General features: G+C 38.9%; 20 protein-coding genes. 4 read left to right on the forward strand and 16 right to left on the reverse strand.

The genetic code is table 11. From position 1 onward, the window contains the following. Positions 1–28: 28 nt before the first annotated feature. The 7 genes from E6H07_02835 to E6H07_02865 all read right to left on the reverse strand — a co-directional run bounded on the left by E6H07_02835 (position 29) and on the right by E6H07_02865 (position 8,659). Entirely contained in the window at positions 29–1,612 is a 1,584-nt protein-coding gene (locus E6H07_02835) for a F0F1 ATP synthase subunit alpha (GenBank protein TMI64870.1), read from the reverse strand. 218 nt (positions 1,613–1,830) lie between these two features. Continuing rightward, on the reverse strand, positions 1,831–2,394 hold the full coding sequence (atpH, locus tag E6H07_02840; GenBank protein ID TMI64871.1) for an ATP synthase F1 subunit delta: 564 nt from the start codon (positions 2,392–2,394) through the stop codon (positions 1,831–1,833). Positions 2,395–2,398: 4 nt separating this feature from the next. Then, a complete protein-coding gene (gene atpF, locus E6H07_02845; GenBank protein ID TMI64872.1) occupies positions 2,399–2,896 on the reverse strand; it encodes a F0F1 ATP synthase subunit B in 498 nt (165 codons plus the stop codon). An 80-nt stretch (positions 2,897–2,976) separates the two neighbouring features. After that, a complete protein-coding gene (atpE, locus tag E6H07_02850) occupies positions 2,977–3,213 on the reverse strand; it encodes an ATP synthase F0 subunit C (protein TMI64873.1) in 237 nt (78 codons plus the stop codon). A 33-nt stretch (positions 3,214–3,246) separates the two neighbouring features. Continuing rightward, positions 3,247–4,440: a F0F1 ATP synthase subunit A gene (gene atpB, locus E6H07_02855; GenBank protein TMI64874.1), complete on the reverse strand. Its 1,194-nt coding sequence runs from the start codon at positions 4,438–4,440 to the stop codon at positions 3,247–3,249. A 128-nt stretch (positions 4,441–4,568) separates the two neighbouring features. After that, positions 4,569–6,344 carry an ABC transporter ATP-binding protein gene (locus tag E6H07_02860; GenBank protein TMI64875.1) on the reverse strand — a complete coding sequence of 592 codons (1,776 nt, stop codon included), beginning with the start codon at positions 6,342–6,344 and terminating at the stop codon, positions 4,569–4,571. Positions 6,345–6,388: 44 nt separating this feature from the next. Beyond that, entirely contained in the window at positions 6,389–8,659 is a 2,271-nt protein-coding gene (locus E6H07_02865) for a hypothetical protein (GenBank protein ID TMI64876.1), read from the reverse strand. A 223-nt stretch (positions 8,660–8,882) separates the two neighbouring features. On the opposite strand from E6H07_02865, the gene E6H07_02870 reads away from it, so the two are divergent. Together E6H07_02870 and E6H07_02875 are read left to right on the forward strand one after the other, a co-directional pair. Beyond that, positions 8,883–9,560 carry a response regulator transcription factor gene (locus E6H07_02870; protein ID TMI64877.1) on the forward strand — a complete coding sequence of 226 codons (678 nt, stop codon included), beginning with the start codon at positions 8,883–8,885 and terminating at the stop codon, positions 9,558–9,560. 139 nt (positions 9,561–9,699) lie between these two features. Then, entirely contained in the window at positions 9,700–10,749 is a 1,050-nt protein-coding gene (locus tag E6H07_02875; protein TMI64878.1) for a sensor histidine kinase, read from the forward strand. Positions 10,750–10,762: 13 nt separating this feature from the next. Here E6H07_02875 and E6H07_02880 read toward each other — a convergent pair whose 3' ends face one another. From E6H07_02880 to radA, 6 genes are all read right to left on the reverse strand, one after another. Beyond that, on the reverse strand, positions 10,763–12,043 hold the full coding sequence (locus tag E6H07_02880) for a hypothetical protein (protein ID TMI64879.1): 1,281 nt from the start codon (positions 12,041–12,043) through the stop codon (positions 10,763–10,765). A 312-nt stretch (positions 12,044–12,355) separates the two neighbouring features. Further along, entirely contained in the window at positions 12,356–13,522 is a 1,167-nt protein-coding gene (locus E6H07_02885; GenBank protein ID TMI64880.1) for a hypothetical protein, read from the reverse strand. Between the two features lie 78 nt (positions 13,523–13,600). After that, a complete protein-coding gene (locus E6H07_02890; GenBank protein TMI64881.1) occupies positions 13,601–14,167 on the reverse strand; it encodes a glutathione peroxidase in 567 nt (188 codons plus the stop codon). 66 nt (positions 14,168–14,233) lie between these two features. Further along, on the reverse strand, positions 14,234–15,637 hold the full coding sequence (locus tag E6H07_02895) for a hypothetical protein (protein TMI66450.1): 1,404 nt from the start codon (positions 15,635–15,637) through the stop codon (positions 14,234–14,236). A 19-nt stretch (positions 15,638–15,656) separates the two neighbouring features. Then, the gene (locus tag E6H07_02900; GenBank protein TMI64882.1) at positions 15,657–16,358 is read right to left on the reverse strand and encodes a ComF family protein; all 702 of its coding nucleotides are present in this window, start codon (positions 16,356–16,358) and stop codon (positions 15,657–15,659) included. A 1-nt stretch (position 16,359) separates the two neighbouring features. Further along, positions 16,360–17,733, reverse strand: coding sequence for a DNA repair protein RadA (radA, locus tag E6H07_02905; GenBank protein TMI64883.1), 1,374 nt, complete (start codon positions 17,731–17,733; stop codon positions 16,360–16,362). A 476-nt stretch (positions 17,734–18,209) separates the two neighbouring features. Between radA and E6H07_02910 the strand changes: the two genes are divergently transcribed. Then, entirely contained in the window at positions 18,210–18,899 is a 690-nt protein-coding gene (locus E6H07_02910) for a zinc metallopeptidase (protein ID TMI64884.1), read from the forward strand. Between the two features lie 48 nt (positions 18,900–18,947). Here the strand turns inward: E6H07_02910 and E6H07_02915 are convergent, their stop codons facing one another. The 3 genes from E6H07_02915 to E6H07_02925 all read right to left on the reverse strand — a co-directional run bounded on the left by E6H07_02915 (position 18,948) and on the right by E6H07_02925 (position 22,141). Beyond that, entirely contained in the window at positions 18,948–20,501 is a 1,554-nt protein-coding gene (locus E6H07_02915) for an Rne/Rng family ribonuclease (protein ID TMI64885.1), read from the reverse strand. 364 nt (positions 20,502–20,865) lie between these two features. Then, positions 20,866–21,636, reverse strand: coding sequence for a tetratricopeptide repeat protein (locus E6H07_02920; GenBank protein ID TMI66451.1), 771 nt, complete (start codon positions 21,634–21,636; stop codon positions 20,866–20,868). A 178-nt stretch (positions 21,637–21,814) separates the two neighbouring features. Then, positions 21,815–22,141, reverse strand: a complete 327-nt coding sequence (locus E6H07_02925; GenBank protein ID TMI64886.1) for an integration host factor subunit beta — start codon at positions 22,139–22,141, stop codon at positions 21,815–21,817. 126 nt (positions 22,142–22,267) lie between these two features. Here E6H07_02925 and mutY point away from each other — a divergent pair, with 126 nt between their 5' ends. After that, positions 22,268–23,323 (forward strand): A/G-specific adenine glycosylase, encoded by a 1,056-nt coding sequence (gene mutY / locus E6H07_02930; protein TMI64887.1) that lies wholly within the window; start codon positions 22,268–22,270, stop codon positions 23,321–23,323. Positions 23,324–23,394: the final 71 nt, after the last annotated feature.

Genomic DNA, 23,394 nt, shown 5'->3' on the forward strand with positions numbered 1-23,394 from the left:
AAAAGCCGTCTTGATATAAATAGTTGGTTTATTTTCCTTTATACTGCGGAATCAATCCATTTGCCAGCTCCACCATCTTCTTAATTCCATCTTCCGGCAGGTTTCCTTTCTTGAATTCAGCAAGAACTTCAGGCAATTTGTTATCCATTTCCATCAGGAAGTGTTCTTCAAATTCCCTTACTTTTTTCACCGGCACATCTCTTATCAAACCGTTTGTACCAAGATATATAATTGCCACTTGCTTTTCTACTGAGAATGGAGTGTATTGAGGTTGTTTCAGGATCTCCACGTTTCTTCCACCTTTATCAATTACACTTTTAGTAGCAGCATCAAGATCGCCACCGAATCTTGAGAAAGCTTCCATCTCACGATAAAGTGCCTGGTCCAGTTTCAATGTACCTGCAACTTTTTTCATTGATTTGATCTGCGCATTACCACCCACACGGCTTACGGAAATACCTACGTTGATCGCAGGACGAATGCCGGCATTGAACAGGTTACCTTCAAGGAAGATCTGTCCGTCAGTGATTGAGATTACATTTGTCGGGATATAAGCTGATACGTCACCGGCTTGTGTTTCGATAATTGGCAATGCTGTTAATGAACCACCACCTTTTACCAAATGTTTGATTGAATCCGGTACATCATTCATTTGCTTTGCAACATTGTCATCAGTAATAATTTTTGCAGCTCTTTCAAGCAAACGGCTATGCAGATAGAATACGTCACCAGGATAAGCTTCACGACCAGGAGGACGACGCAATAACAATGAAACTTCACGATAAGCAACCGCCTGTTTAGAAAGATCATCATAAACGATCAATGCAGGACGTCCGGTATCACGGAAGAATTCGCCGATCGCAGCACCCGCAAACGGAGCATAGAACTGCAACGGAGCAGGGTCACTTGCAGAAGCTGCAACAATAATTGAATACTGCATTGCACCAGCTTCTTGTAAAGTCTTCATAACACCAGCAATGGTTGATGCTTTCTGACCGATCGCAACATATATACAATACACAGGTTTACCTGCATCAAAAAATTCTTTCTGGTTAATAATTGTATCAACACAAATTGCTGTCTTACCAGTCTGGCGGTCACCGATCACCAGCTCACGTTGTCCACGACCGATCGGGATCATCGCATCGATCGCTTTGATACCAGTTTGCAAAGGTTCTTTTACAGGTTCACGGAAAATTACTCCCGGTGCTTTTCTTTCGAGCGGCATTTCATAACGTTCGCCTGTTATTGGTCCTTTACCATCTATCGGTTCACCTAATGTGTTTACCACACGGCCAACCATTCCTTCGCCAACTTTAATAGAAGCGATCTGCCCGGTGCGTCGAACTCTTGAACCTTCACTTATTCCACCAGTTTCTCCCATCAATACCACACCCACATTATCTTCTTCAAGATTTTGCGCAATTGCACGAACGCCGTTTTCAAATTCTACCAGTTCACCATAGCCAACATTGCCCAATCCATATACAAGGGCAATTCCGTCACCCACCTGTAACACGGTACCAACTTCTTCAAGTTCTGCTGCGGAGCTAAAATTGCTTAACTGCTCACGCAGTATTGCACTTATTTCTTCCGGTTTCATTTTTACCATATAATCTTGTTTTTGCCCCCAACCCCTAAAGGGGGGTTTTGGAATTTTATTTTTCAATACAGCAACGTAGGGATTCGATGCTCTTATTTTTATTTATGTAACAAACAACAGTAGTTCTATTTTACTTCTGTTGCGTCGCACTCTTCAACATTCTGTAATTCTAGTCATCAATATAAAGAACTCCTCCAACTAAGTTCCCCCTTTAGGGGGACAGGGGGTTACCTTACCTTATAAATGAAATCGTTATTCTCAAACAATTTTCCTATCTGCTTAAAATCGTACGCTACACTTGCGTCAACCAATTTATCGCCAGCCTGCATTATAATTCCGCCAATGATATCTTTATTTACGATCGTTTCCAGTTCTAAATTTTGTATGTCAGTAGTCGATTTAATAAATCGAACAATCCCTTCCTTTAGTTCATCACTTAGCGGAACCGCAGTTGTCACTTTTACTATACGAATTTTTTTATACTCTTTATACTGTCTTATAAATTCAGTGCTTATTTCCGGCAAACCACCTTCTCTTCCCTTAGTAATTAGTAACTGTATAAATGAAGCAGTCAACTGACCGATGTTATCCTTTGCAACTGCCATTACGATCTTTCCTTTTGCATCAGATTTAATTACCGGGCTGCGGAGCATATTTACAAAATCCGGGTTGCTTTTGCATACCGATTGCAACCATTCCATATCTGCAAATGCTTTATCCAGCTCGTTTCTTTCTATAGCTAGTCCGAGCAGTGATTTAGCATACCGTGTTGCTATTCGTACGTTAGACATTTTACTAATTCAGTTTTATTTCATTCACAAGTCCCTTGATATAGGCTTCCTGTGATTCTTTATTGTCCAATTCCCTTCTTAATATTTTCTCAGAAACTTCGATCACCATTTTACCTACCTGGTTCTTTACATCTGTAATAGCACCCATCTTTTGCGCTTCAATTGCAGCCAGCGCCTCTGCAATGATCTTTGATCCTTCGGCTTTTGCAGTTTCTTTTGATTCATTGATGATCTTTTCTTTTGTTTCTCTTGCTTCTTTCAGCATCATAGCTCTTTCTTCACGGGCCTGAACCAATAAAGCTTCATGCTCACTTTTCATTTGCGCCATTTCTGCTTTTACTCTTTCCGCAGTTGACAATGCATCAGCAATACCTTGTTCACGTTGTTTTAAACCATTCGTGATTGCAGGCCATGCATATTTTTTAAGAATAAAGAACACGACTAAAAAAGCAACCAGTGTCCACATCAACAAGCCGAACTCAGGTTTTAAGAGAGGATGCATATATGTTTAATTTGAAATTTTTAAGTTAACTGCATCCGCCGCCCTGTGCTTTGGATGCAGTAATTTTTTCTGTCCTGGTATTATAATACCATGGCCAGGAAGCCAACAATGATTGCAAACAGCGCAGCACCTTCTACAAGGGCCGCTGTAAGAATCATATTACTGCGGATGTCGTTCAGTGCTTCGGGTTGACGGGCAATAGCTTCAACAGCTCCTTTACCAATCAGACCCACACCGATACCAGCACCCATAGCTGCAAGACCGGCACCTACGGCACCACCTGCATTGGCTAAATCAGCTAAGAGAATAAAATCCATAATTGCGATTTATTTGGTTGTTAAAAAAACAAATTAATGAGCTGCATGGGCTTCATCGTGATGATGCTCTCCTTCAAATGCCTGACCGATAAACACTGCTGTAAGCATCGAGAAGATAAATGCCTGGATAAATGCAACTAATATTTCGATAAAATAAATAAACACTGTAAACGCAATGGAAAAAATAGAGGTACCCCAACCTGCATACACATTTAATCCAGCAAAAATGAAAATGAGTGAAATGAGACATATAATAATGATATGCCCAGCCACCATATTTGCAAAAAGTCGTATGATCAGTGCCATCGGCTTAATGAACAAACTCAACACCTCAACTGGAACTAGGATAAACTTAATACCCAACGGCATTCCCGGCGGATTGAAGATATGACCCCAGTAATGTTTTTTAGAACTTGCAAGGATAACAATGAAAGAAATAATACCGAGTACTACAGTAAAAGCAATATTACCTGATACATTGGCCGTGCCGGGAATCAATCCGATGATATTATTGATAAGAATAAAAAAGAAAACGGTAAGCAAGTACGGTAAATATTTCTCCCATTTAGCGCCAAGATTTGGTTTTGCGACTTCATCGCGTACAAAAGCGATGACTGGCTCCATCAGGTTTTGCATTCCGGTTGGTGCAGTTTTTACTCCTTCACCTCTTTTATACTTTTTGGCAATAGATATCATTATCCAAACCAATAATGAAAGGGCAAGGATCATCTGCACTACGTTGCGTGTTAATGAAATATCATAAACTGATACTGATTTATCAATCACTTTATTATTCTCAGCCAAAACAGGAACAATCTGCCCAACATTCAATCCTTCTTTTTTAACATCATGTCCTTCTGCAGTCAGCTCATCAAGATAATGCTGGTCTATTAGTCTATAATTCTTATACGGCTCATGTCCATGATGAAATTTTGATGACATGAAGAATTCGAACCCTCTTTCAGAAGAATAAAGAATAATTGGTAAGGGAATTCCAACTGGCTTTTTAGTGCCGTCTTTTTTAATAATATCAAAAAAATGGAACTCGTGACCGTCGAGAATATGTCCGAAAATGACTTCCTGGGCATTAAAAGTCGACTTCTTTTTCGGCTCATGTGGAGTGCCTTGCTCCGGCTCATGAGACTGCGCCAAAACAGGAGTAAAAAACAATATTGATAATACGCTGAAAGCCGCTACTGTAAAGGATTTCAATAATCTAGAAGTCATACCCATCCCGAAATTTGGCGCAAAGATAAGGGGGTGGGTGGTAAAAACCTTAGTAACATTGAAAAAATGCAGCCTGTTTTATGGCCTGTTTTCCGCAAAGGTTTTCGGTGAATAAGCTGCCTTGTATATCAGGCTATTTCGGCCTTTTTCTCGAACTGCATCTGGTAGAGTTTATAATAAAAGCCGTTTTGTTTCATCAGTTCTTCATGGCTTCCTATTTCCTTTAACTCTCCTTTGTCCAACACAATTATCTTATGCGCCTTGCGGATAGTGGAAAGCCGATGGGCAATAACAATAGAAGTTCTTCCGGCAATCATTTTATCAATCGCATGCTGAATAAGCATTTCACTTTCTGTGTCAACAGATGAAGTGGCTTCATCCAATACTAATATGGAGGGATTATATAATAATGCACGGATAAAGGAAAGTAGTTGCCGCTGACCCAATGAAAGTGTGGCACCCCGTTCCATTACATCATAATGATACCCGCCCGGCAAAGTCATAATGAAATCATGTATATCAATCAGCATTGCCGCTTCCATTACATCATTTTCAGAAATCGAAGGATTGCGCAACGTGATATTTTCAAGAACAGAACCAGAGAAAAGAAAAACATCCTGCAGCACTACGCCAACATTCTTTCTTAAATCATCAACAGGATATTCTTCTATGTTCTTATCATCAATTTTTATTTCACCTTTCTGCGGATGATAAAGCCTATTCAATAAACTGATAATTGTTGTTTTGCCGCTACCGGTATGGCCAACAATAGCAACCGTTTCGCCAGGATTAACTTTAAACGAAAGATCTTTTAAAACATAATTCTCATCTGTATACGCAAAGGAGAGATTCTCGAATTCAATTTTCCCTTTGAAATGAGTTGGCTTCTCTATTCTGAATTCTGAATCCTGAATTCTGTCTGCTCCTGGCGTAACATCCGGATTATCCAACACCTTAAACACTCTTTCTCCAGCGATCATTCCCATTTGCAATACATTGAATTTATCGGCAATTACCCGAAGCGGTCTGAACAAGAGATTTAAACAAAGAATAAATGACATGATGGTACCTACATCTGCCTTTTGCCCTGAACCATACCATACGATAAGCCCAATTGCCAATGCAGAAACAATTTCCACTACCGGAAAGAAAACAGAGTATGCAAAAATTGCTTTGATATTCGCATTGCGGTGTTCCTTATTAATGGCTTTAAATTTTTCAAATTCTTTGTCCTCAGCTGCAAAAGCCTGCACTACCTGCATACCGGTAAGATGTTCCTGAACAAAAGCATTCAAAGCAGCTACTGCATTTCTTACTTTATGAAAAGACCGGTTCACACTTTCCTTAAAATAATAAGTAGCCAAAAGAATGATGGGAAACGGGATCAGCGCAATCAGTGAAAGTTGCCAATCAGTAATAAACATATAAAGTAATACAGCAACTATCGAAAGAAGATCGGCAATGATCGGCACGAGGCCTTCGGCGAAAATATCATTGATAGATTCAATATCATTTACTGTTCTTGTAGTAAGTGTACCGATTGGTGTAGTATCAAACTGGCGGAGGTTGAGGTTGAGGATTTTTTTATACACTGCTACCCGCATATCTCTTACCACTGTTTGCCCAAGCCATGAAGTAAGAAAGGAAAATAAAAATCGTAAGGCTGTTTCAGCCAGGATAATTCCAACCTGGATGATAGTGATCCAGATTATCATTTCTTCCACCTTATTGGCAATATGCTTATTCACTGTTTGCTGAATAAGCATCGGCCGGATCGGCGTAATAATAGCCAAAATGATAGCTAAAGCGACCGACCAATAAAATTTTTTCTTATACGGAGATGCATAAGAAAAGATGCGGCGGAGCAAGCTAAAATCAAATAATTTCTTTTTACCAGCGGGCATTTATAAAATTATGAAGGAGCAAATGTAGAAACCAGTCGATTACTTTAATTGCCACTTAAGGAATTTGTGACAAACTTCCGTTCCGACTTGTTTTCTGCTATTTTATAGGCTTTGATGTATAAGGCACCGAGGTTTTTATACGGCGGAATATAATCTTCGAAGCCATCAGCATTACCAGTACGGGCCCTGAACTTTTTCCAGAAAGGTATCCATTCAATATCTTTTCCTGCTTGCAATTCTTCAAGTATCAAATCGGTAAATGGTTGGTTGATCCTTCCCATTCCGATTTGTTTGGATGCCATGATATGTGCATCCTCTGCTTTTACCAATACATCATGTATTAAGTGATAACCACCGCATGAACCAAGGAAAACGATTTTTGATGAAGGAAACATTTGTTCAATAGTAGATGGCGCTGTATAACTGTGACCACGGTGAATTGTGATAGTTGGTTTGATCTTATTTTTTACCAGGTATTCACACAATGCTTTTTGTGCAGCTTCATCTTCACTTGTTTCCTGCGGTAAAGCACGGTTTGCATATACAGTGATCGGCTTGCCTTTTAATGATGTTGCTGTCATCCAGTAATCATTCATAGACACTTTCCACCCGTTTCTTCTGAAATACCCAACAGATGAATTAAAAATTCCCATATCCGATTTTTCGCCGTAAAAAAAGACCTGCATGATAATCCTGCCACTGTCATTCTGTAATGCTTTGTTGGTCACTTCATACACAGGTGGTATGCCTAACTCTGCTGTCAAGTCGATCTTTTGTGTGGTATCAGCGGATAAAAACAGCTTCTCAAGGATATTATAAATATTCATCCCATGCATATTTGATGGGTCATTGGTTCTTGCAAAACGATCAGCATTTCTTTTATAATTCAATTTTATATTCTGCAGCATTTCGTCCGCCACAGGTTTAAGCGTTTCAGCAATGCTTGCATAACTGTCGGCCACATCAACTCCATCTTCCAATTCGCCGGTTTTCTCCAGGTTGCTAACAAAGGCACGCATCAACACTTTGGCTTTATCATCTGTTTCTGTTTTTGAAAATGTGCTGAGAAAATTATCGAGTGTATTATAGCCTGCCGCCATTTTTATAAAGCGACGGTATTTATCAAATTTCACCAGCTCCAATAATGAATCCCCCTTTTGATTGATACGCTGCATCATTAAGGGATAAACTCCTTTGGTATAACTTGAAGTATAGATCACACCATCTGTTAATACGGTTGCATAATAAAGTTCCTGTGCATTTAGTTGCTGGATAATTGCAAAACGAACAGCTGGGTTATCTACTTCATGCAAGCCATTAATGGTATTGATAAAAACAGTCTCCGCCTTTTTCTGCAACATGACCGTAAGGTCTTTAAACCCGAAAGCTGTGTCTTTATTAATAGCACGGCTTACATAATCCATTTGAGTTTTTACCATCAGCTTATAATACGCAATCGAGTCACTCGTTACTGCATCCAGTTCTTCAAATGTTATTTTGCCATTTACAATATTATCAAGGAAGGGAAAATAGAGTCGGCCACTTTTACTCCTGGCCATTTTGGAAACTGTTTTGATAAATGGATCATCAATATTGCGAATAACTGTTCCTAATTTATTATTGGCTGCGGCATAATCATACAATTCATCTACACGTTTTCTTGCAACAGTTCGGATAAGGCTATCAGCAAACCATACACCCGGATACTCGGTTAGTATCTTAAAAATTCTATCCGGGTACAGAGTACAGTATTTCAACACCAGTATTTCCTTACATTTAGCAAGGCCTGCATTATTTTCAAAAGCAATTGTTTTGGTAAGTGGGGCTGCTACCTCCCATTCTAACTCATTAAAATAATGTTCAATAGTTGTTCCTTTCTTATTCAATTGCATGCACTGCCAGTATGCAGCTATTTGGTTGGGTAAACTAACCGGATTATAGTCGCGGCTTCTCCATCCTTTTAATATATCCTGCAAATACTCTCTCATGCCCCGCAGATATCTCACTTTATTATTATGGTTCAACGTTGAATCCTTTTCGATCTTATACAGTAAATCTCTTATCTCCCAACGGGCAGAACGGGTGACCATATAATTTATCTCAGGATTATCAGAAACTTCAAGCTTAAAATCAGCTATTCCGTCATATTTAAGCATGTTTTTTTGCTCTGTTACTACTTGTTCGTGAAACAGCACCCTTTCGTGAGGTGGTTTAAATAATTTAAGCTTTAGGGTGTCGATTGTCTGAGCCGGCAATGAATTTGCCAGCAAAAAGAAGGCTGAATATGTAAGGATATGACGGGTAATCGATTTCATAAGCTGGATATACAAAATTAGCAAGCCGGGCCCAGATAATAGCTGTTTTCTTTATTTATCATTCAGACTGAATACAGTAGCATTTAGCGGGTTAGGTATTGTTAAATTTAATTTTAGAGCCTCAAAATTGGCATTATTAATTTTGTATTAAGTCTGTATAAACAAATGGCCCTTATTTTCTACTCCTGTAATTAACGGTTAGGTTTGCAAAAATTTCACCAGAATGGATTCAAATACAAGAAAAATATTGATAGCTGACGATGAACCGGATATTCTGGAGATTTTAAAATATAACCTATCTGGCGAAGGTTACCAGGTTATAACGGCTAAAGACGGAGATGAAGCGATTGACAGGGCCAAATTTTTCCATCCCGACCTGATCGTACTGGATATTATGATGCCGAAAAAGAATGGTGTAGAGGTTTGTGAAATATTGCGGAAGCAACCCGCATTCAGGGAAACATTGATTTTATTCTTAACTGCATTAAGCGATGAAGGCACGCAATTAAAAGGTTTTGAAACAGGTGCTGACGATTATATCAGCAAACCCATTAGCCCAAAAATTTTTCTGAGCAAAGTAAACTCCCTGTTCCGGCGTTTAAAAAAATCGGATAACAAAAGTGTAAAAGTAAACGGGCTGGAGATCGATCCGGAGAAATTTGTTGTTATTCACGAAGGAAAGGAGTTTGTTTTAGCTAAAAAAGAATTTGAACTGCTCTACCTGCTTGCATCAAAACCGGGTCGTGTTTTTTTACGCAATGAAATACTCAGCCAGGTATGGGGAGCTGATGTAATAGTTGGCGATCGTACCATTGATGTTCATATCCGCAAGATCCGCCAGAAACTTGGATTGGATTGCATCACTACAGTAAAAGGTGTGGGGTATAAGTTTGAGTTGTAGAATTCAGATGCAAGATGTCAGGTCCAGGATGCTGGATTCTTAATTTGAAAATTCACTTTCAACATTATCATTCTTCAATACCAGAAATCCAGCATCTGCTATCCCGAATCCAGTATCCAGAAACCAGTAACTTGCAATCATGTTCTCACTCAAAAATCTTTCACCACGCCAGCTTTCTTTTCTTATTGCATTGGTAATTGCTGTGCCGGTTTCCACTGGTGTTTATTTTTTTGAGGATAGCTGGAAAATATCATTGGTGTTCTTCATTCTTTTATTGCTGGGTGCTTATGCTATTATTTCATTCACACTCGAACGCTTTATCTACCGTAAAATAAAACTCATCTATAAACTCATTTCACAAACCAAGGCCACCAAACGTGAAGAGATCTATTACAAATATATTTTACCCCCCAAAAGCATTGATGAAGTAAAAGAAGATGTGGAAGCATGGGCTGAAAAAAGAAATGAAGAAATTGAACTGCTTAGAAGAAATGAACAATTCAGAAAAGAGTTTCTTCAAAATCTATCACATGAGTTCAAAACACCGGTATTTGCCATACAGGGTTATGTAGATACGCTGCTTGACGGTGCCATGAACAACCCGGATGTAAATAAAAAATTCTTAGAAAAATCATCCCGCAATGTTGAGCGGCTCACCAACCTGCTGAAAGATCTTGACGAAATAAGCAGGCTGGAGATGGGTGAACTTACCTTGAACAATGAAAGTTTTATCATTCAGGATATGATCAAAGAAGTATTTGAATCTGTTTCACTGGAAAGAGAACAGAAAAATATTCAGCTTACCATAAAAAAAGGCTGCGAAGCACCTCTTACTGTTTTTGCAGATAAAGAAAAAATAAGACAGGTATTGAATAACCTGGTTGAAAACTCAATAAAATACGGAAAGCAAAATGGCAATACTACTGCCAGCATTTACAAAACAGATGATAAAAGAATTCTTATTGAAATAAGTGATGATGGGATCGGCATTGCTGAAAATGACCTGGCAAGAATATTTGAACGTTTCTATCGCACCGAAGAAGGACGCAGTCGTGATGTAAGTGGAAGCGGACTCGGATTATCCATCTGCAAACATATCATTGAAGCTCACAGACAAGCTATTCATGCAAGAAGCACAGAAGGTGTAGGTACAACAATTGGGTTTACACTTGAAAGCAGGAAAGAATAAAATTCCTTAGCAATTATTTGTTACCCGGCGGTGGTGGCTGATTAAGATTCGGAGGTCGTTGATTACCTTGATTAGGTCGATTGGGTCCTCGTTGTCCACCTCTTTGCTGTGGTGGTTGATTGCGCTGTTGACCCTGTTGTCCTCCTCTTTGTTGTGGACCTTGTTGTCTTCCTTGCGGACGTTGTTGCTGTTGTTTACGCTTACGGTCTGCTTTTTCCAGGGAACGAAGACTAATCTGTCCAACTACATCTACAAATTCAGGTTCTACTTCTTTTTGTTTGCTGCTTGTTACTTCTACAGCTTCCAGTTCTTCAGGAAAAACGCCTTGCGCATTTAATGTTCTTATTTTTCTTACTCTTTCAATGGTAACGGGGTAGTGCTTGGTACTATCAGGCAGAGTATACCACATCAGGTTTTTAAAAATATCTTTCTTGATCAGGAATGCATTGCCTTTAGCGATCTTCAATACATCACAATCTTCAGGGAAATGCTGCAATGCATCGAGATATGTATCGAGTTCGTAATTCAAACAACATTTCAAACGGCCACATTGACCGCTGAGCTTAGATTGATTGATTGATAAATTCTGATAACGTGCCGCTGTAGTGTTTACGCTATTAAAATCAGTTAACCATGTACTGCAACATAATTCACGACCACAACTACCAATGCCACCAACCTTTGCACTCTCCTGTCTTGCACCGATCTGCCGCATCTCCACTTTTACTTTAAACTCACCCGCGTATACTTTGATCAATTCACGGAAATCGACCCGGCCTTCAGCGATATAAAAGAATGTAGCCTTTCGTCCATCGGCCTGTATCTCCACTTCACTGATCTTCATGTCGAGCTTCAGTTGTTTTGCAATGGCACGACTGCGTATCACAGCATCTTTTTCTCTTGTTTTAGTACTACGCCAGGTATCAATATCACGGTCATTGGCACGACGCAGGATTTTTTTTATCTCAGGATCATCTTCTTTCACACCATGCTTTTTCAACTGCAACCGGACTATCTCGCCAGTCAGAGAAATTTCTCCGACATCAAAACCACTCACACCCTCCACGGCTACCAACTCACCTTTTTCATATTGCTGCAGTGCTGTGTTACGGAAAAAATCTTTCCGGCTTCCATTATTAAAACTGATCTCTACCAGACGGCACTCGTCGGCTGCATTGGCAATGGGCAGGTTGCGCAGCCAGTCATGTGAATTCATACGGTTGCATCCGCCGGAACTGCATCCGCCGTTACTTTTACAACCATTTGGTTTTGTACCACAACTACCGCAACCCATGTAGATAATTAATAATGAATGATTAAAACTTGATAATTGAGGGAAAGATAATTATGAAGTCAGCAGTTTTGCTACTATCACCGTCTGTTGCGTCGCACTCTTTTGCCTTCTTATCGCTATTCAGCATTTCATCCTGAGCTTGCCGAATGATTGCTCAGAAGAATTACTGTTGCCGAACGGAGCGTCGCCACTGAAGCTTAATATTTAGACGAACGATGACTCAATAATTACAACCTGCTATCCATCACACTATTCAATTCTCTGCAGGCTCTTTCCTACTCGTCACTAATCACTTACCACACACCTCTTTCCTCAATCGGCCAAAAATACAATTTTGTTTTTAATGATATGATAAAGCTTTATGGTGAGGGCATGGAACAGCATTTTGGAGTTGGCATTGCGTTCAATATAATAAACCGCACGGTCCAACTCCTCCACAATCGCCTGCTGCTGACTGATATCTGCCACTTTATTGATACGGCTGGCAAAATCATCAGCACCGGATTCGGAGGATGGCGAAATCCTGAACCGGATACTCTGTTCAAGGAGGTGATTGAAATATAAAAGAAATTGCTTCTGTTTTTCCCGCCCAAGCCGGCTTATCTCTTCCACCCATTTGGTTTGTGCAGCCGGGCCTGTTTTTAAAATCGCATTCAGCCATTCACGAAGCAGGCTTTGCCAGTCTTCATCAGCATGCTGCAATTGTTGCAACGCTTCACGATAATTACCATTGCAAGTGACGGCCACCTGTTTTGCTTTTAATGCAGGGGTGTTATTTCTTGCTATCAATGATTCTTCAATATCCCTTGCTTCCAATGCAGGCACTCTTATCAACTGGCAGCGGGATATGATAGTGGGCAAAATCAATGATTCATTTTCGGCAACCAGGATGATCAATGTTTTAGGTGGTGGCTCTTCAATGATCTTCAGCAATTTGTTTCCTTCTTTCTCCAGGTATTCGGGCATCCAGAGAATTAAGATCTTGTATGGGCTTTCAAAACTTTTAAGACTTAGCTTTTTGACGATGTCATTACATTCGGCTGCCGTAATATTTCCCTGTTTGTTTTCAGCACCGATAAACTGTAGCCAGTCATAAATATTTCCATAAGGATAGCCGGAAAAGAATTCTCTCCACTCAGTGATGTAATCTGTACTGATTGGTGGAGTTCCTGATTTCTTTGTTACAACCGGATATGAAAAATGAATGTCGGGATGAACAAGCTGGTTTGCTTTTTTACAACCAGAACATTCGCCGCAACTATCGTTTCTTATTGCTGGTTTTTCATCAAATAATGAAGGCCCCTGAGCTCCGTTGACTTTCTCACAAACAACATATTGTGCAAAGGCCATTGCTAATTGCAAAGCCCCACTTCCTTCTTTACCCAAAAACAATAATGCATGCGGCAACCGGTTCGATTGAACCATTTCAGCCAATTGCTGCTTTACATGTTGTTGAGCTATGATGAAGGAGAATTGCATTCGCAGCGAATATAAATCTTCCGCAAACAAAAAAAGCCACACTAAACAGCGTGGCTTTTACTGGCAAGGAAAATATTTTTAATTCATCCATTTCAAAACTTCTTCACTCATCGGGCTTACCTTATTATGAAACACTGCTACCAGTTTCCCATTCTCATCAACAAGGAATTTTGTAAAATTCCAGTTTACTGGATCCTGCAGCCATTTTTTATAAACAAGATCTTTTGAATTATCTCCCGGTAGCGATTTAGCCATTTCCTTGGATTGATCCACCAACCATTTGTAAATGGGAGCCACATCATCACCTCTTACTGAAATTTTTTCAGCCATAGGAAAGGTTACTCCATAGTTCTTTTTACAAAATTCTTGTATCTCAGTATTTGATCCGGGTTCTTGTTCTCCAAAATTGTTGGCCGGAAAACCGATGATCACCAGCTTGCCTTTATATTTTTCATACAGTTTTTCCAGGTCGGCATACTGTGGTGTATTGCCGCATTTAGATGCTGTATTTACGATCATTATTTTTTTCCCTTTGTATGCTGAAAAGTCAATACTGTTTCCGTCGAGACCAGGAACTTGAAAATCATAGATGGAACCGCCGGTTAATGTAACAGCAAGCAGCAGAGTAATAAAAAACGTTTTCATGATTGAGTTTTTAAAATGAGGATACCAAAGTTAAGATAGTCTGGACCGGATTCCCCTATATTTTTTTTATTGCTTTTCAAAACTACCAAGATCGGGCTTGGGACCTGCTGTGCGGGGTTTTGCATCCAAATCAAGTATCACTGAAGTGCTTGTGCCTGTATCTTTTGCAGGAGAAGACGGCTTCAACCTAAAATCATAATATTTTTCAGAAAAGTCAATGGTCTGAAATTGGGGATCCTGGTTGTTAATTATGTTTACGGTAATGACATTGGCAGGTGGTGTTACTACTTTCCATAAATTATTTTGAAAGAGCACATTGAATGCTGCACCATTATCTTTTACTGTTACTACTTCGTCTTCCACTGTTCCGCCATCGCCCCAGATAATGCAATTACGGAATACAGCATTCAAATCAGCAGGTGATGGCACATTGTTTACTTTTATAAAATTAGTAAGTATTACCACTGGTTCTTTATGCAAAAAATAACTGTTAGAGATGGTTGCCATTGTACAATGCGTAAAAGAATAAGTTCCGCCTTTATAAATTTCAACACCGTTGCCACAGTTGCTGATCAAACAATTTCGTGCCGTCACACTGGAATTAATAGAAATTATCCCCGCATCAAAAGCATTATCAATTACGCATTCATTTAGTGTCAGTTTCGGGTTTACATTCGGGGAAGGAAGATCCAGTAAACCCACAGCCTGGTAAGCGTTTTTTAAAACAGCATAATTGAAAACATTATCCTTGCTACTACCCCGGAAAAAGATACCGGGCCATCCACCGGGATAATCTTTATATGGTTCATCTAACCGGTCGCCCTGGAAATAGACACGGTCAGCAGTATCCTTCAATCCATTTATCAGTAAAGTGCCATCAACAATAACTGGTGCATTGGCATTTACATAAACCTTGCATCCTTTATTAATTGCTAAAGTTCTGTTTGTATCGACGATCAATGAACCAAGTATAACATACGGCAGGTCATTATTCCAGGTTTCATTTACTGTTATTTTTTTATTGCGTAAGAAATGGGCATTCTTACCCCAGGCTTCTAACTGAACAAGCCGGCTATTGCCATTATAATTTATTTTGATGCTATCACGAATTACAAAGGGAAGATTAGCTGCGTTGGGATTTACATTTACCTGTACAAAAACATAAATGCTGTCATTAGCCCCAATCTCGATATTCTGAACTTCCGGGCCAATGATCCCATCCGCATTTATTTTAAAAACAGAGCTTGCCCCTCCCATCAGTTTTACAGAAGAAACTTTTAGTTTTTGGTTGTTATCATTTTTAATAATGAAATAACGACTGGTTGAACCGGCAGTTACAAATACTGTATCAAACTTTAATGTATCGGCTGTTATAGTTACTCTTGCATCAGGAGTAGTAATAAAAGATTCTTTCCGGCAGGAATAGATGAGCAACAGAATGGTTAAGGATAGAATACCGGCAGTCTTCATGGAGTTCAAAAGTAATACATTAAATTCTTGAAGCAAAGCAAAGTGTAGCAATACTTAATCTTGTGTCAGATCCTTTCAACAACTCAGTGCCGCAGGCTTCGAGGGTTGCGCCGGTTGTCACTACATCATCAATTAACAACAAATGTTTACCAGCTATCTTTCCCGGATTTGTAAGGAAGAATTTTCCCTCCATATTTCTCCAACGTTCGATTCTTCCTTTCTTGGTTTGTGTTTCTGTATGCTCGGGTCTTATGATCACATCATTCCAAACCGGCACATTAAGCGATTCTGCAATGCCATCACATAATAATTGAGATTGATTATATCCTCTTTTTTTTTCTTTACCGGGAAATAATGGGAGAGGAATTAAGGCATCAACTTGATAACGATTGGACTTTTTTAGTTGATGCCCCATCATTCTTCCCAACTGGAGACCCAGCTCTTTATTGTTTTTGTATTTAAATTGATGCATCAGGTGCTGCACCAACGATTCTTTATTGAAATAAAAGGAAGATGATCCGCTTTCTAATTTTATTCTTCCCCAGAAAAATTTTTCTACCGGGTTGTCCGGATATTTTTCAAAATCAGTTTCGGGTAGAGCATCAATACATCTTAAGCAAAGTGATGATTCGAGGCTTAACAAATCACTTCCGCAGCCGCTGCATACATGCGGAAAAACGATTTGCAATAATGATTCCTTTATATCCTTCAGCAAGGGCATATTAAAAAAGTAATTTATAAACTTCTTCGACCGATCCTAATGTGACTATTTCAATATTGAATTTCTGCTTACCTATTCCTTTCTGATTATATTTTGAAATGATGATCTTTTCAAATCCCAGTTTCTCAGCCTCTGCAATTCTTTGCTCAATACGGTTCACAGCTCTTATCTCGCCGCTTAAACCTATTTCACCCGCAAAACAAATATGCAATGGCAATGCTATATCCTCATAAGAGGATAGCAATGCACAAACTGCAGCAAGATCAATAGAAGGGTCTTCAACTTTTAATCCTCCTGCAATATTTAAAAAAACATCTTTGACACCAAAATGAAATCCCCCTCTTTTTTCAAGGACAGCAAGCAATAATTGCAGCCTCCTTAAATCAAAACCGCTGACAGTCCTTTGAGGTGTACCATAAACGGATTGTGTAACGAGTGCCTGCACTTCAATTAATAATGGTCGCATGCCTTCTATAGTCGCTGCAATTGCAACACCACTCAGGTTATCTTCCTTTTGGGTAATTAGTATTTCGCTTGGATTTAAAACACCCCGCATACCTGTATCCGTCATTTCATAAATACCTAATTCGGATGTACTCCCAAAACGATTCTTTAATGTCCGCAATATCCGATAGGCATGATGACGATCGCCTTCAAATTGCAAGACAGTATCAACCATGTGTTCGAGAATTTTTGGACCAGCAATACTTCCATCTTTTGTAATATGCCCGATCAAAAAAACAGGAGTATTAGTTTCTTTTGCAAAACGTTGGAACTCGGACGCACATTCCCTTATTTGAGATACACTACCGGGTGAGGATTCAATATAGGGTGTTTGCAAAGTCTGAATAGAATCTACAATTACCAGATCAGGCTTTAGTTTTTTTATTTCCTGGAAAATAACCTGTGTAGATGTTTCAGTAAGCAAATAAAATTCTTCATTCTTTAATTGCAAACGATCTGCCCGCATCTTGATCTGCAATTCACTTTCTTCACCACTTATATAAAGAACAGTTGAGTTCTTCAGCCATAAACCATTTTGCAAAAACAAAGTTGATTTTCCGATCCCTGGTTCACCTGCAACTAATACAATACTTCCCGGAACGATTCCACCGCCTAATACACGATTCAATTCAGGATCAGCAGTCAATAATCTTTTTTCTTCCGCTGATTTAACTTCGCTTAATTGTATTGTTCTTTCAGTTCTTTCTTTACCATCATAATCTTTCCAGCCATTGTTGCTTTTACCATTTTCTTTTTGAATCAATTCTTCTACAAACGTATTCCATTGATGACAAGATGGACATTGACCTACCCATTTAACCGATTCGTATCCGCAGTTCTGACAAAAAAAACTTGTTTTAACCTTACTCATAAAATAAAGGTAACAAATACGATTTCTTACAGATGATTAAAAATGAAACTAAACTCTGTTCTTGAAGTGATTGAACGACAGGAATAAATAATTAATGTGAAGATTAAAACATTATAATTGTATCATAATAAAAGGGCCAATCTTACGATTGACCCCCTTACTTACTAACCCATTAAATTCTGGCACTAAGTTACAATTATGAAGCACATTACAAAATATATTTTCCTTTCTGTGAATAACTTTTCATATAAAATTTACATACTTGAAAGCTTGTTAATCAAATCATTTAATAATAATTAAGTCATTGATAAACATATGTTTGACACAAAAAATCGGTATCTATCCAGTAAGGAGTTCAGGATTAAAAAAGGAGAATTTTTAGCATATGACTGTGTCAAAAAGGCCGAAAATCGGGTTAAAACCCGAATGGATACAGATTTGCAATAACTGGTGATTATTAAACTATTTCAAATAAAATGACACAAGAAATTTTTATCGTTTCCATGCTTTTTGTTGGCATAAGTATGATCGTTTCTTTGGTTTTAAAAAACAAGTTCAGTGCCTACACCAAAATCGGGCTGGCAAACGGAATGACAGGCCGGGAAGTAGCTGAAAAAATGCTGCGTGAAAACGGTATTTATGATGTAAAAGTAGTGTCGGTTGAAGGCTTTCTTTATGACCATTATAACCCCGTGAATAAAACAGTGAACCTGAGCCCTGAAGTTTACCAGGGAACCAGTATAGCCGCGGCGGCTGTAGCTGCGCATGAATGCGGACATGCTGTACAACATGCTACAGCTTATACATGGTTGAACCTGCGTAGCCGATTGGTGCCGGTAGTACAGTTCAGTAGCGGTATTGTGCATTGGATATTGCTGGCTGGGGTTCTTTTAATTAACCAGTTTCCGCAATTACTGCTCGTCGGCATTGTAATATTTGCGGTTACTGCGTTATTCTCCGTTATTACATTACCTGTAGAATTTGATGCAAGCCGCAGGGCATTGGCCTGGTTACAACACACTAATGTTACCAACCAACAGGAATACCCTAAAGCAAAAGATGCTTTGAAATGGGCAGCAACCACTTATGTAGTAGCAGCATTGGCTGCGGTAGCTACTTTGGTACAATATATATTACTCTACATGAGCAGGCAAAGCAGAGGCTAAAATGCAGTCAGCTATATTATAATTATAAAAGCCTCCAATAGGAGGCTTTTATAATTTAATTTCTTCTTCATGCTGATTGAAAAACCGGAATTCGGTTAAATGATAGTTAGTATCCTCTTGTAGCTTTATTTTCTGGCGGTATTTCTTTCTCCATTTTGCCAATCTTGTTGACCACGGCCAACCTTTGGTGAGATAAGCGTACATTATTGGGTGGACTATAATTCTAAGATTGTTATGCTTATGTGTAAAAAGATAACTCAGATTCTTCTCTATTTCATCTTCCAGCAATAATGCTGAAGATATTTTTCCGGTACCACTACAGCTTGGACAAACCTCCTGTGTGTTGATGTTCATTTCCGGCTTCATGCGTTGACGGGTGATCTGCATCAAGCCAAATTTTGAAATAGGCAGTACCGCATGTTTGGCCCTGTCAGGTGACATGAACTCTTCCATCTTCTCCTGTAACTTTCTCTTGTTCTCAGGAAGTTTCATATCAATGAAATCTATCACAATAATGCCGCCCATATCCCGAAGCCGGAACTGTCTTGCAATTTCTTCTGCCGCTTCCAGGTTAGTCTCCATGGCATTCTGTTCCTGGTTATTACCGACACTTTTGTACCCGCTGTTTACATCTATCACATGCAGAGCTTCGGTGTGTTCAATGATCAGGTAAGCACCGCTATTCAGGTTTACTGTTTTACCAAAAGAGGATTTAACCTGTTTGGTAATGCCATATGAATCGAAAATGGTAGAGCCGTTATTGTAATAAGAAACTATATCTGCCTTCTCGGGTGCTATGCGCAGGATATAATTGCGTGTATCATTGAAAATATTCTTATCATTCACAACGATCTTATTGAAATCTTCATTCAACAAGTCACGAAGAATGCTGGTTGCTTTTGTTTGCTCACTTAAGATCTTTGCAGGTGGTACGGCCCCTTTTAGGTTTTGCTGAATCGTTTTCCAGGTTGCTACTAAGGTTGATAGATCATCATGCAATTCAGCCGTATTTTTTCCCTCAGCTGCAGTTCTTACAATTACACCAAAGTTTCTTGACTTGATCGATTCTACAATTCGCTGTAATCTTTTTCTTTCATCCGATGAATGGATCTTTCTTGAAACAGCAACGATATTATTGAAAGGGGTAATAACAATAAAACGACCGGGCAATGAAATTTCACAACTTAATCTTGGGCCTTTAGCTGCAATTGGTTCTTTCAATATCTGAACAAGAATATTCGGTTTGCCACCAAGTACCTCATTTATCTTTCCTGTTTTTACTATCTCGGGCTCTACTTCAAATTTTCCAAAGTCCATAATGCCTTCCGATTTGTCGGCCATTGAAAGATTGGTAAACTTAAGCAACGACTTTGCGTAAGGGCTTAAGTCTGTATAATGAAGAAAAGCGTCTTTTTCAAAGCCCACATCTACAAATGCAGCATTCAGTCCCGGAATAAGTTTTTTTACTTTTCCGAGATACAAATCACCCACGGCAAAACGGGCATCGCTTTTTTCGCTATGCAGTTCTACCAGCTTTTTGTCCTCGAGCAGGGCAATTTCAACACCTTGAGGTGCTGCATTAATGATAAGTTCTTTGTTCATTTAATAAACAACAAATGACAACATTTCTTGAATGCCTCAACCGGTGGCCAGGAATTCTGTACATGTAAGCAGGGTGTGATCCTGAATAATTGTAGTGCAGCAAATTGGTGGGGAGCTAACTAGTACAGTAAACAACCAGAGAGAAAATGTTTCGGATCTGAAGTTCGAAGTTTGAGGCTATAAACCTCAAACTTCAACTATCAAACTTACTTGTTCCTCTTTTTGTGACGATTCTTTCTTAATCTCTTTTTACGTTTGTGCGTCGCAATTTTATGACGCTTTCTTTTCTTACCACACGGCATACGAAAATGTTTTTTTTATTAATTAAATCAGTTTCTTGTATTTCAATTCGCCATCGGCGAACCTATTTCAATTCATTTATCCTCTTTTCCACTTCCTGTTTCCATTCCTCTCTTTTCAATAATGGCAAGCTTTTCTTATACCATTCTATCGCCTCTTTCTTTTTACCAATCATTGTATAAGCATCGGCTAGTTTCAAAATTGCATCCAGGTTGGTTGGTTCAAGTCTGATGATCTTTTGAAAACGAGGTATTGCTTTATCATATTGGGTAGAAAAAACAGCCGCATCTGCAAGAGCCATTTGCGCATAAATATTTGTGCTGTCTTTCTGCAATACACCCATTATCTTCTGAATTCCTTCCATCGGCATCTCACTCAGCTCACCATAAATAAGGCTTATTCCCAGCTCCACACTTGCCGAATCATTAGAAGGATTTAAACTCAAAGACCTCTCATACAACTCTTTAGCCTGTGAGGCAATCCATTTCTTTTTAGGAATGTTTACTTCTGATCTAAGACTACCTAAAAATAAACGGGCAGCAAAAATGAGGGTTTTTTCCGAATTTTCCAATCTTGCTGCTTGTGCTTCATACCAGGCATAAGGTTCGAAGATTTTTGCAGAATCTGACCAAAAATGTGACAACTGATGATACACTTTTAGTTGTTGTTCTTTTACATCACCCCGACTAATAGAATTTTCCAATTCATTCAACCTTATTACTTGCTCCATACTAAGTTTCGACTTGGCTTGTGCAAGTACAGAATCCGTATTGAATAATAATTGATTTGTTGCCTGTACTGAAACTGAAACCGGCTTTACCTCATGTTTGTGCATATCAGCTTCCGTCTTACCAAAGCGATATAAAGAAGCAACTAATAATACCGCTGTAAATGCAACAATTAACTGAGGTCTTTTCACAAATAACAAAAATTACCAAAGCTTGTAAATCTTTGGGCGGGGCAAATGTACCTCAAAGCAACTGAACTAAAGGAGAAACTATTTGACTGAAGAATTAAGCCGGCTCAACATCTTCGCCGGGACCGTCGTCATGTTTGGGAGTTACCAATTTTTTTACTTCTGCAACAAACTCTTTTGCAGGTTTGAATGCAGGAATATAATGTTCTGGAATGTGTACCGCTATGTTCTTTTTGATATTACGGCCAATTTTTGCTGCCCGTCTTTTGGTGATAAAACTGCCAAATCCGCGTATATAAATATTCTCACCTGCAGAAAGGGTGTCTTTGATTTCTTTGAACATGGTTTCCAGTGTCACCAGCACATCAACCTTGGGAATGCCGGTTTTTTCGGAGATTCTGTTGACGAGGTCGGCTTTTCTCATTGTCAGGGGGTTTTTTCGTTTACCGAATTTAGGATAAAAATAAGTGATTTTCAAAGGGATAGGCAAATATTTTTTTGACAATTTGTAGATAGCTGATGAAATTGCGGCCTGCCTCCATATTTTTTTATGACATCTACTGCTCAAAAAAACAATTTCAAAAAGATTTTATTGAAATGGAACCGTGATAAAAATTCACGGATAATGCCCTGGAAAGGTGAAAAAGACCCTTATAAAATATGGCTCAGTGAGATCATTTTACAGCAAACAAGAGTTGAGCAAGGGCTAGATTATTACAACCGGTTTGTAAAAGAGTTTCCCGAGATTAATAAACTGGCCAAGGCTGCTGACAAAAAAATTTTCAAAATGTGGGAAGGCCTGGGTTATTATTCCCGTTGCAGAAACTTATTGGCCACAGCAAGATATATTTCAAAAGAAAGAAAAGGAAAGTTTCCAAACAGCTACAAAGAGATAAATGATTTAAAAGGAATTGGACCTTATACGGCATCAGCCATTTCTTCATTCGCTTTCAACCTCCCTCATGCCGTTGTAGATGGAAATGTTTTTAGGGTGTTGGCAAGGATTTTTGGAATTAAAACACCACCGGATACAACAGAAGGGAAAAAATTATTTAATGCCCTTGCAGAAGAGTTGCTTGATAAAAAACAGCCCGGGATTTATAACCAATCCATAATGGACTTTGGTGCCGTTGTTTGCAAACCTGCTTCTCCTCTTTGCCAATCATGCCCGTTCAACAAAAGTTGTTTCGCTTTTTTAAATGATCAGGTTCAATCATTACCAGTAAAAAGGAAAAAGATCACTATCAAAACAAGGTGGCTTTATTATTTTATCCCAGAACATAATGGAGAAATTTTTATTCATCAGCGCATAGGGAAAGATATCTGGCATCATCTCCATGAATTTTATTTGTTTGAAGCAAAGAAAAAAATATCCAACCGCCAGGTAACTGAGCAGGCTAGTAAATTAGCATCGGGTACCAATCTCCTGAAAATCTCGCCTGTTTATTCACAACAGTTATCACATCAATATATCAACGCTGTATTTATTCATCTTTATTTAAAACGAAAACCATTCTTACTCAAAACAGGGCAATGGGTAAAGAAGAAAAAGCTTCAACAATTTGCCTTTCCGGGTGTAATCAGGGATTTTTTGAAAGACTTCTAAACTAACAGAAACCTTTGCCAGCTTCATATTCACCTGTTGCCACACAGAAATTTTTTTGCTTTATCCCCCTA

It is taken from the genome of Bacteroidota bacterium (genome assembly GCA_005882315.1).
Lineage (GTDB): Bacteria > Bacteroidota > Bacteroidia > Chitinophagales > Chitinophagaceae > VBAR01.

Coding starts and splice junctions, on each gene's coding strand:
- E6H07_02900 (TMI64882.1), bottom strand. CDS start 16,358: ATGCCCTTGCTGAAGGATATAAAGGAATCATTATTGCAAATCGTTTTT.
- E6H07_02895 (TMI66450.1), bottom strand. CDS start 15,637: ATGAAGACTGCCGGTATTCTATCCTTAACCATTCTGTTGCTCATCTAT.
- atpH (TMI64871.1), bottom strand. CDS start 2,394: ATGTCTAACGTACGAATAGCAACACGGTATGCTAAATCACTGCTCGGA.
- E6H07_02875 (TMI64878.1), top strand. CDS start 9,700: ATGTTCTCACTCAAAAATCTTTCACCACGCCAGCTTTCTTTTCTTATT.
- E6H07_02915 (TMI64885.1), bottom strand. CDS start 20,501: ATGAACAAAGAACTTATCATTAATGCAGCACCTCAAGGTGTTGAAATT.
- E6H07_02835 (TMI64870.1), bottom strand. CDS start 1,612: ATGGTAAAAATGAAACCGGAAGAAATAAGTGCAATACTGCGTGAGCAG.
- E6H07_02885 (TMI64880.1), bottom strand. CDS start 13,522: ATGCAATTCTCCTTCATCATAGCTCAACAACATGTAAAGCAGCAATTG.
- mutY (TMI64887.1), top strand. CDS start 22,268: ATGACATCTACTGCTCAAAAAAACAATTTCAAAAAGATTTTATTGAAA.
- E6H07_02920 (TMI66451.1), bottom strand. CDS start 21,636: ATGCACAAACATGAGGTAAAGCCGGTTTCAGTTTCAGTACAGGCAACA.
- E6H07_02890 (TMI64881.1), bottom strand. CDS start 14,167: ATGAAAACGTTTTTTATTACTCTGCTGCTTGCTGTTACATTAACCGGC.
- E6H07_02910 (TMI64884.1), top strand. CDS start 18,210: ATGACACAAGAAATTTTTATCGTTTCCATGCTTTTTGTTGGCATAAGT.
- radA (TMI64883.1), bottom strand. CDS start 17,733: ATGAGTAAGGTTAAAACAAGTTTTTTTTGTCAGAACTGCGGATACGAA.
- atpE (TMI64873.1), bottom strand. CDS start 3,213: ATGGATTTTATTCTCTTAGCTGATTTAGCCAATGCAGGTGGTGCCGTA.
- atpF (TMI64872.1), bottom strand. CDS start 2,896: ATGCATCCTCTCTTAAAACCTGAGTTCGGCTTGTTGATGTGGACACTG.
- E6H07_02860 (TMI64875.1), bottom strand. CDS start 6,344: ATGCCCGCTGGTAAAAAGAAATTATTTGATTTTAGCTTGCTCCGCCGC.
- E6H07_02870 (TMI64877.1), top strand. CDS start 8,883: ATGGATTCAAATACAAGAAAAATATTGATAGCTGACGATGAACCGGAT.
- E6H07_02925 (TMI64886.1), bottom strand. CDS start 22,141: ATGAGAAAAGCCGACCTCGTCAACAGAATCTCCGAAAAAACCGGCATT.
- atpB (TMI64874.1), bottom strand. CDS start 4,440: ATGACTTCTAGATTATTGAAATCCTTTACAGTAGCGGCTTTCAGCGTA.
- E6H07_02865 (TMI64876.1), bottom strand. CDS start 8,659: ATGAAATCGATTACCCGTCATATCCTTACATATTCAGCCTTCTTTTTG.
- E6H07_02880 (TMI64879.1), bottom strand. CDS start 12,043: ATGGGTTGCGGTAGTTGTGGTACAAAACCAAATGGTTGTAAAAGTAAC.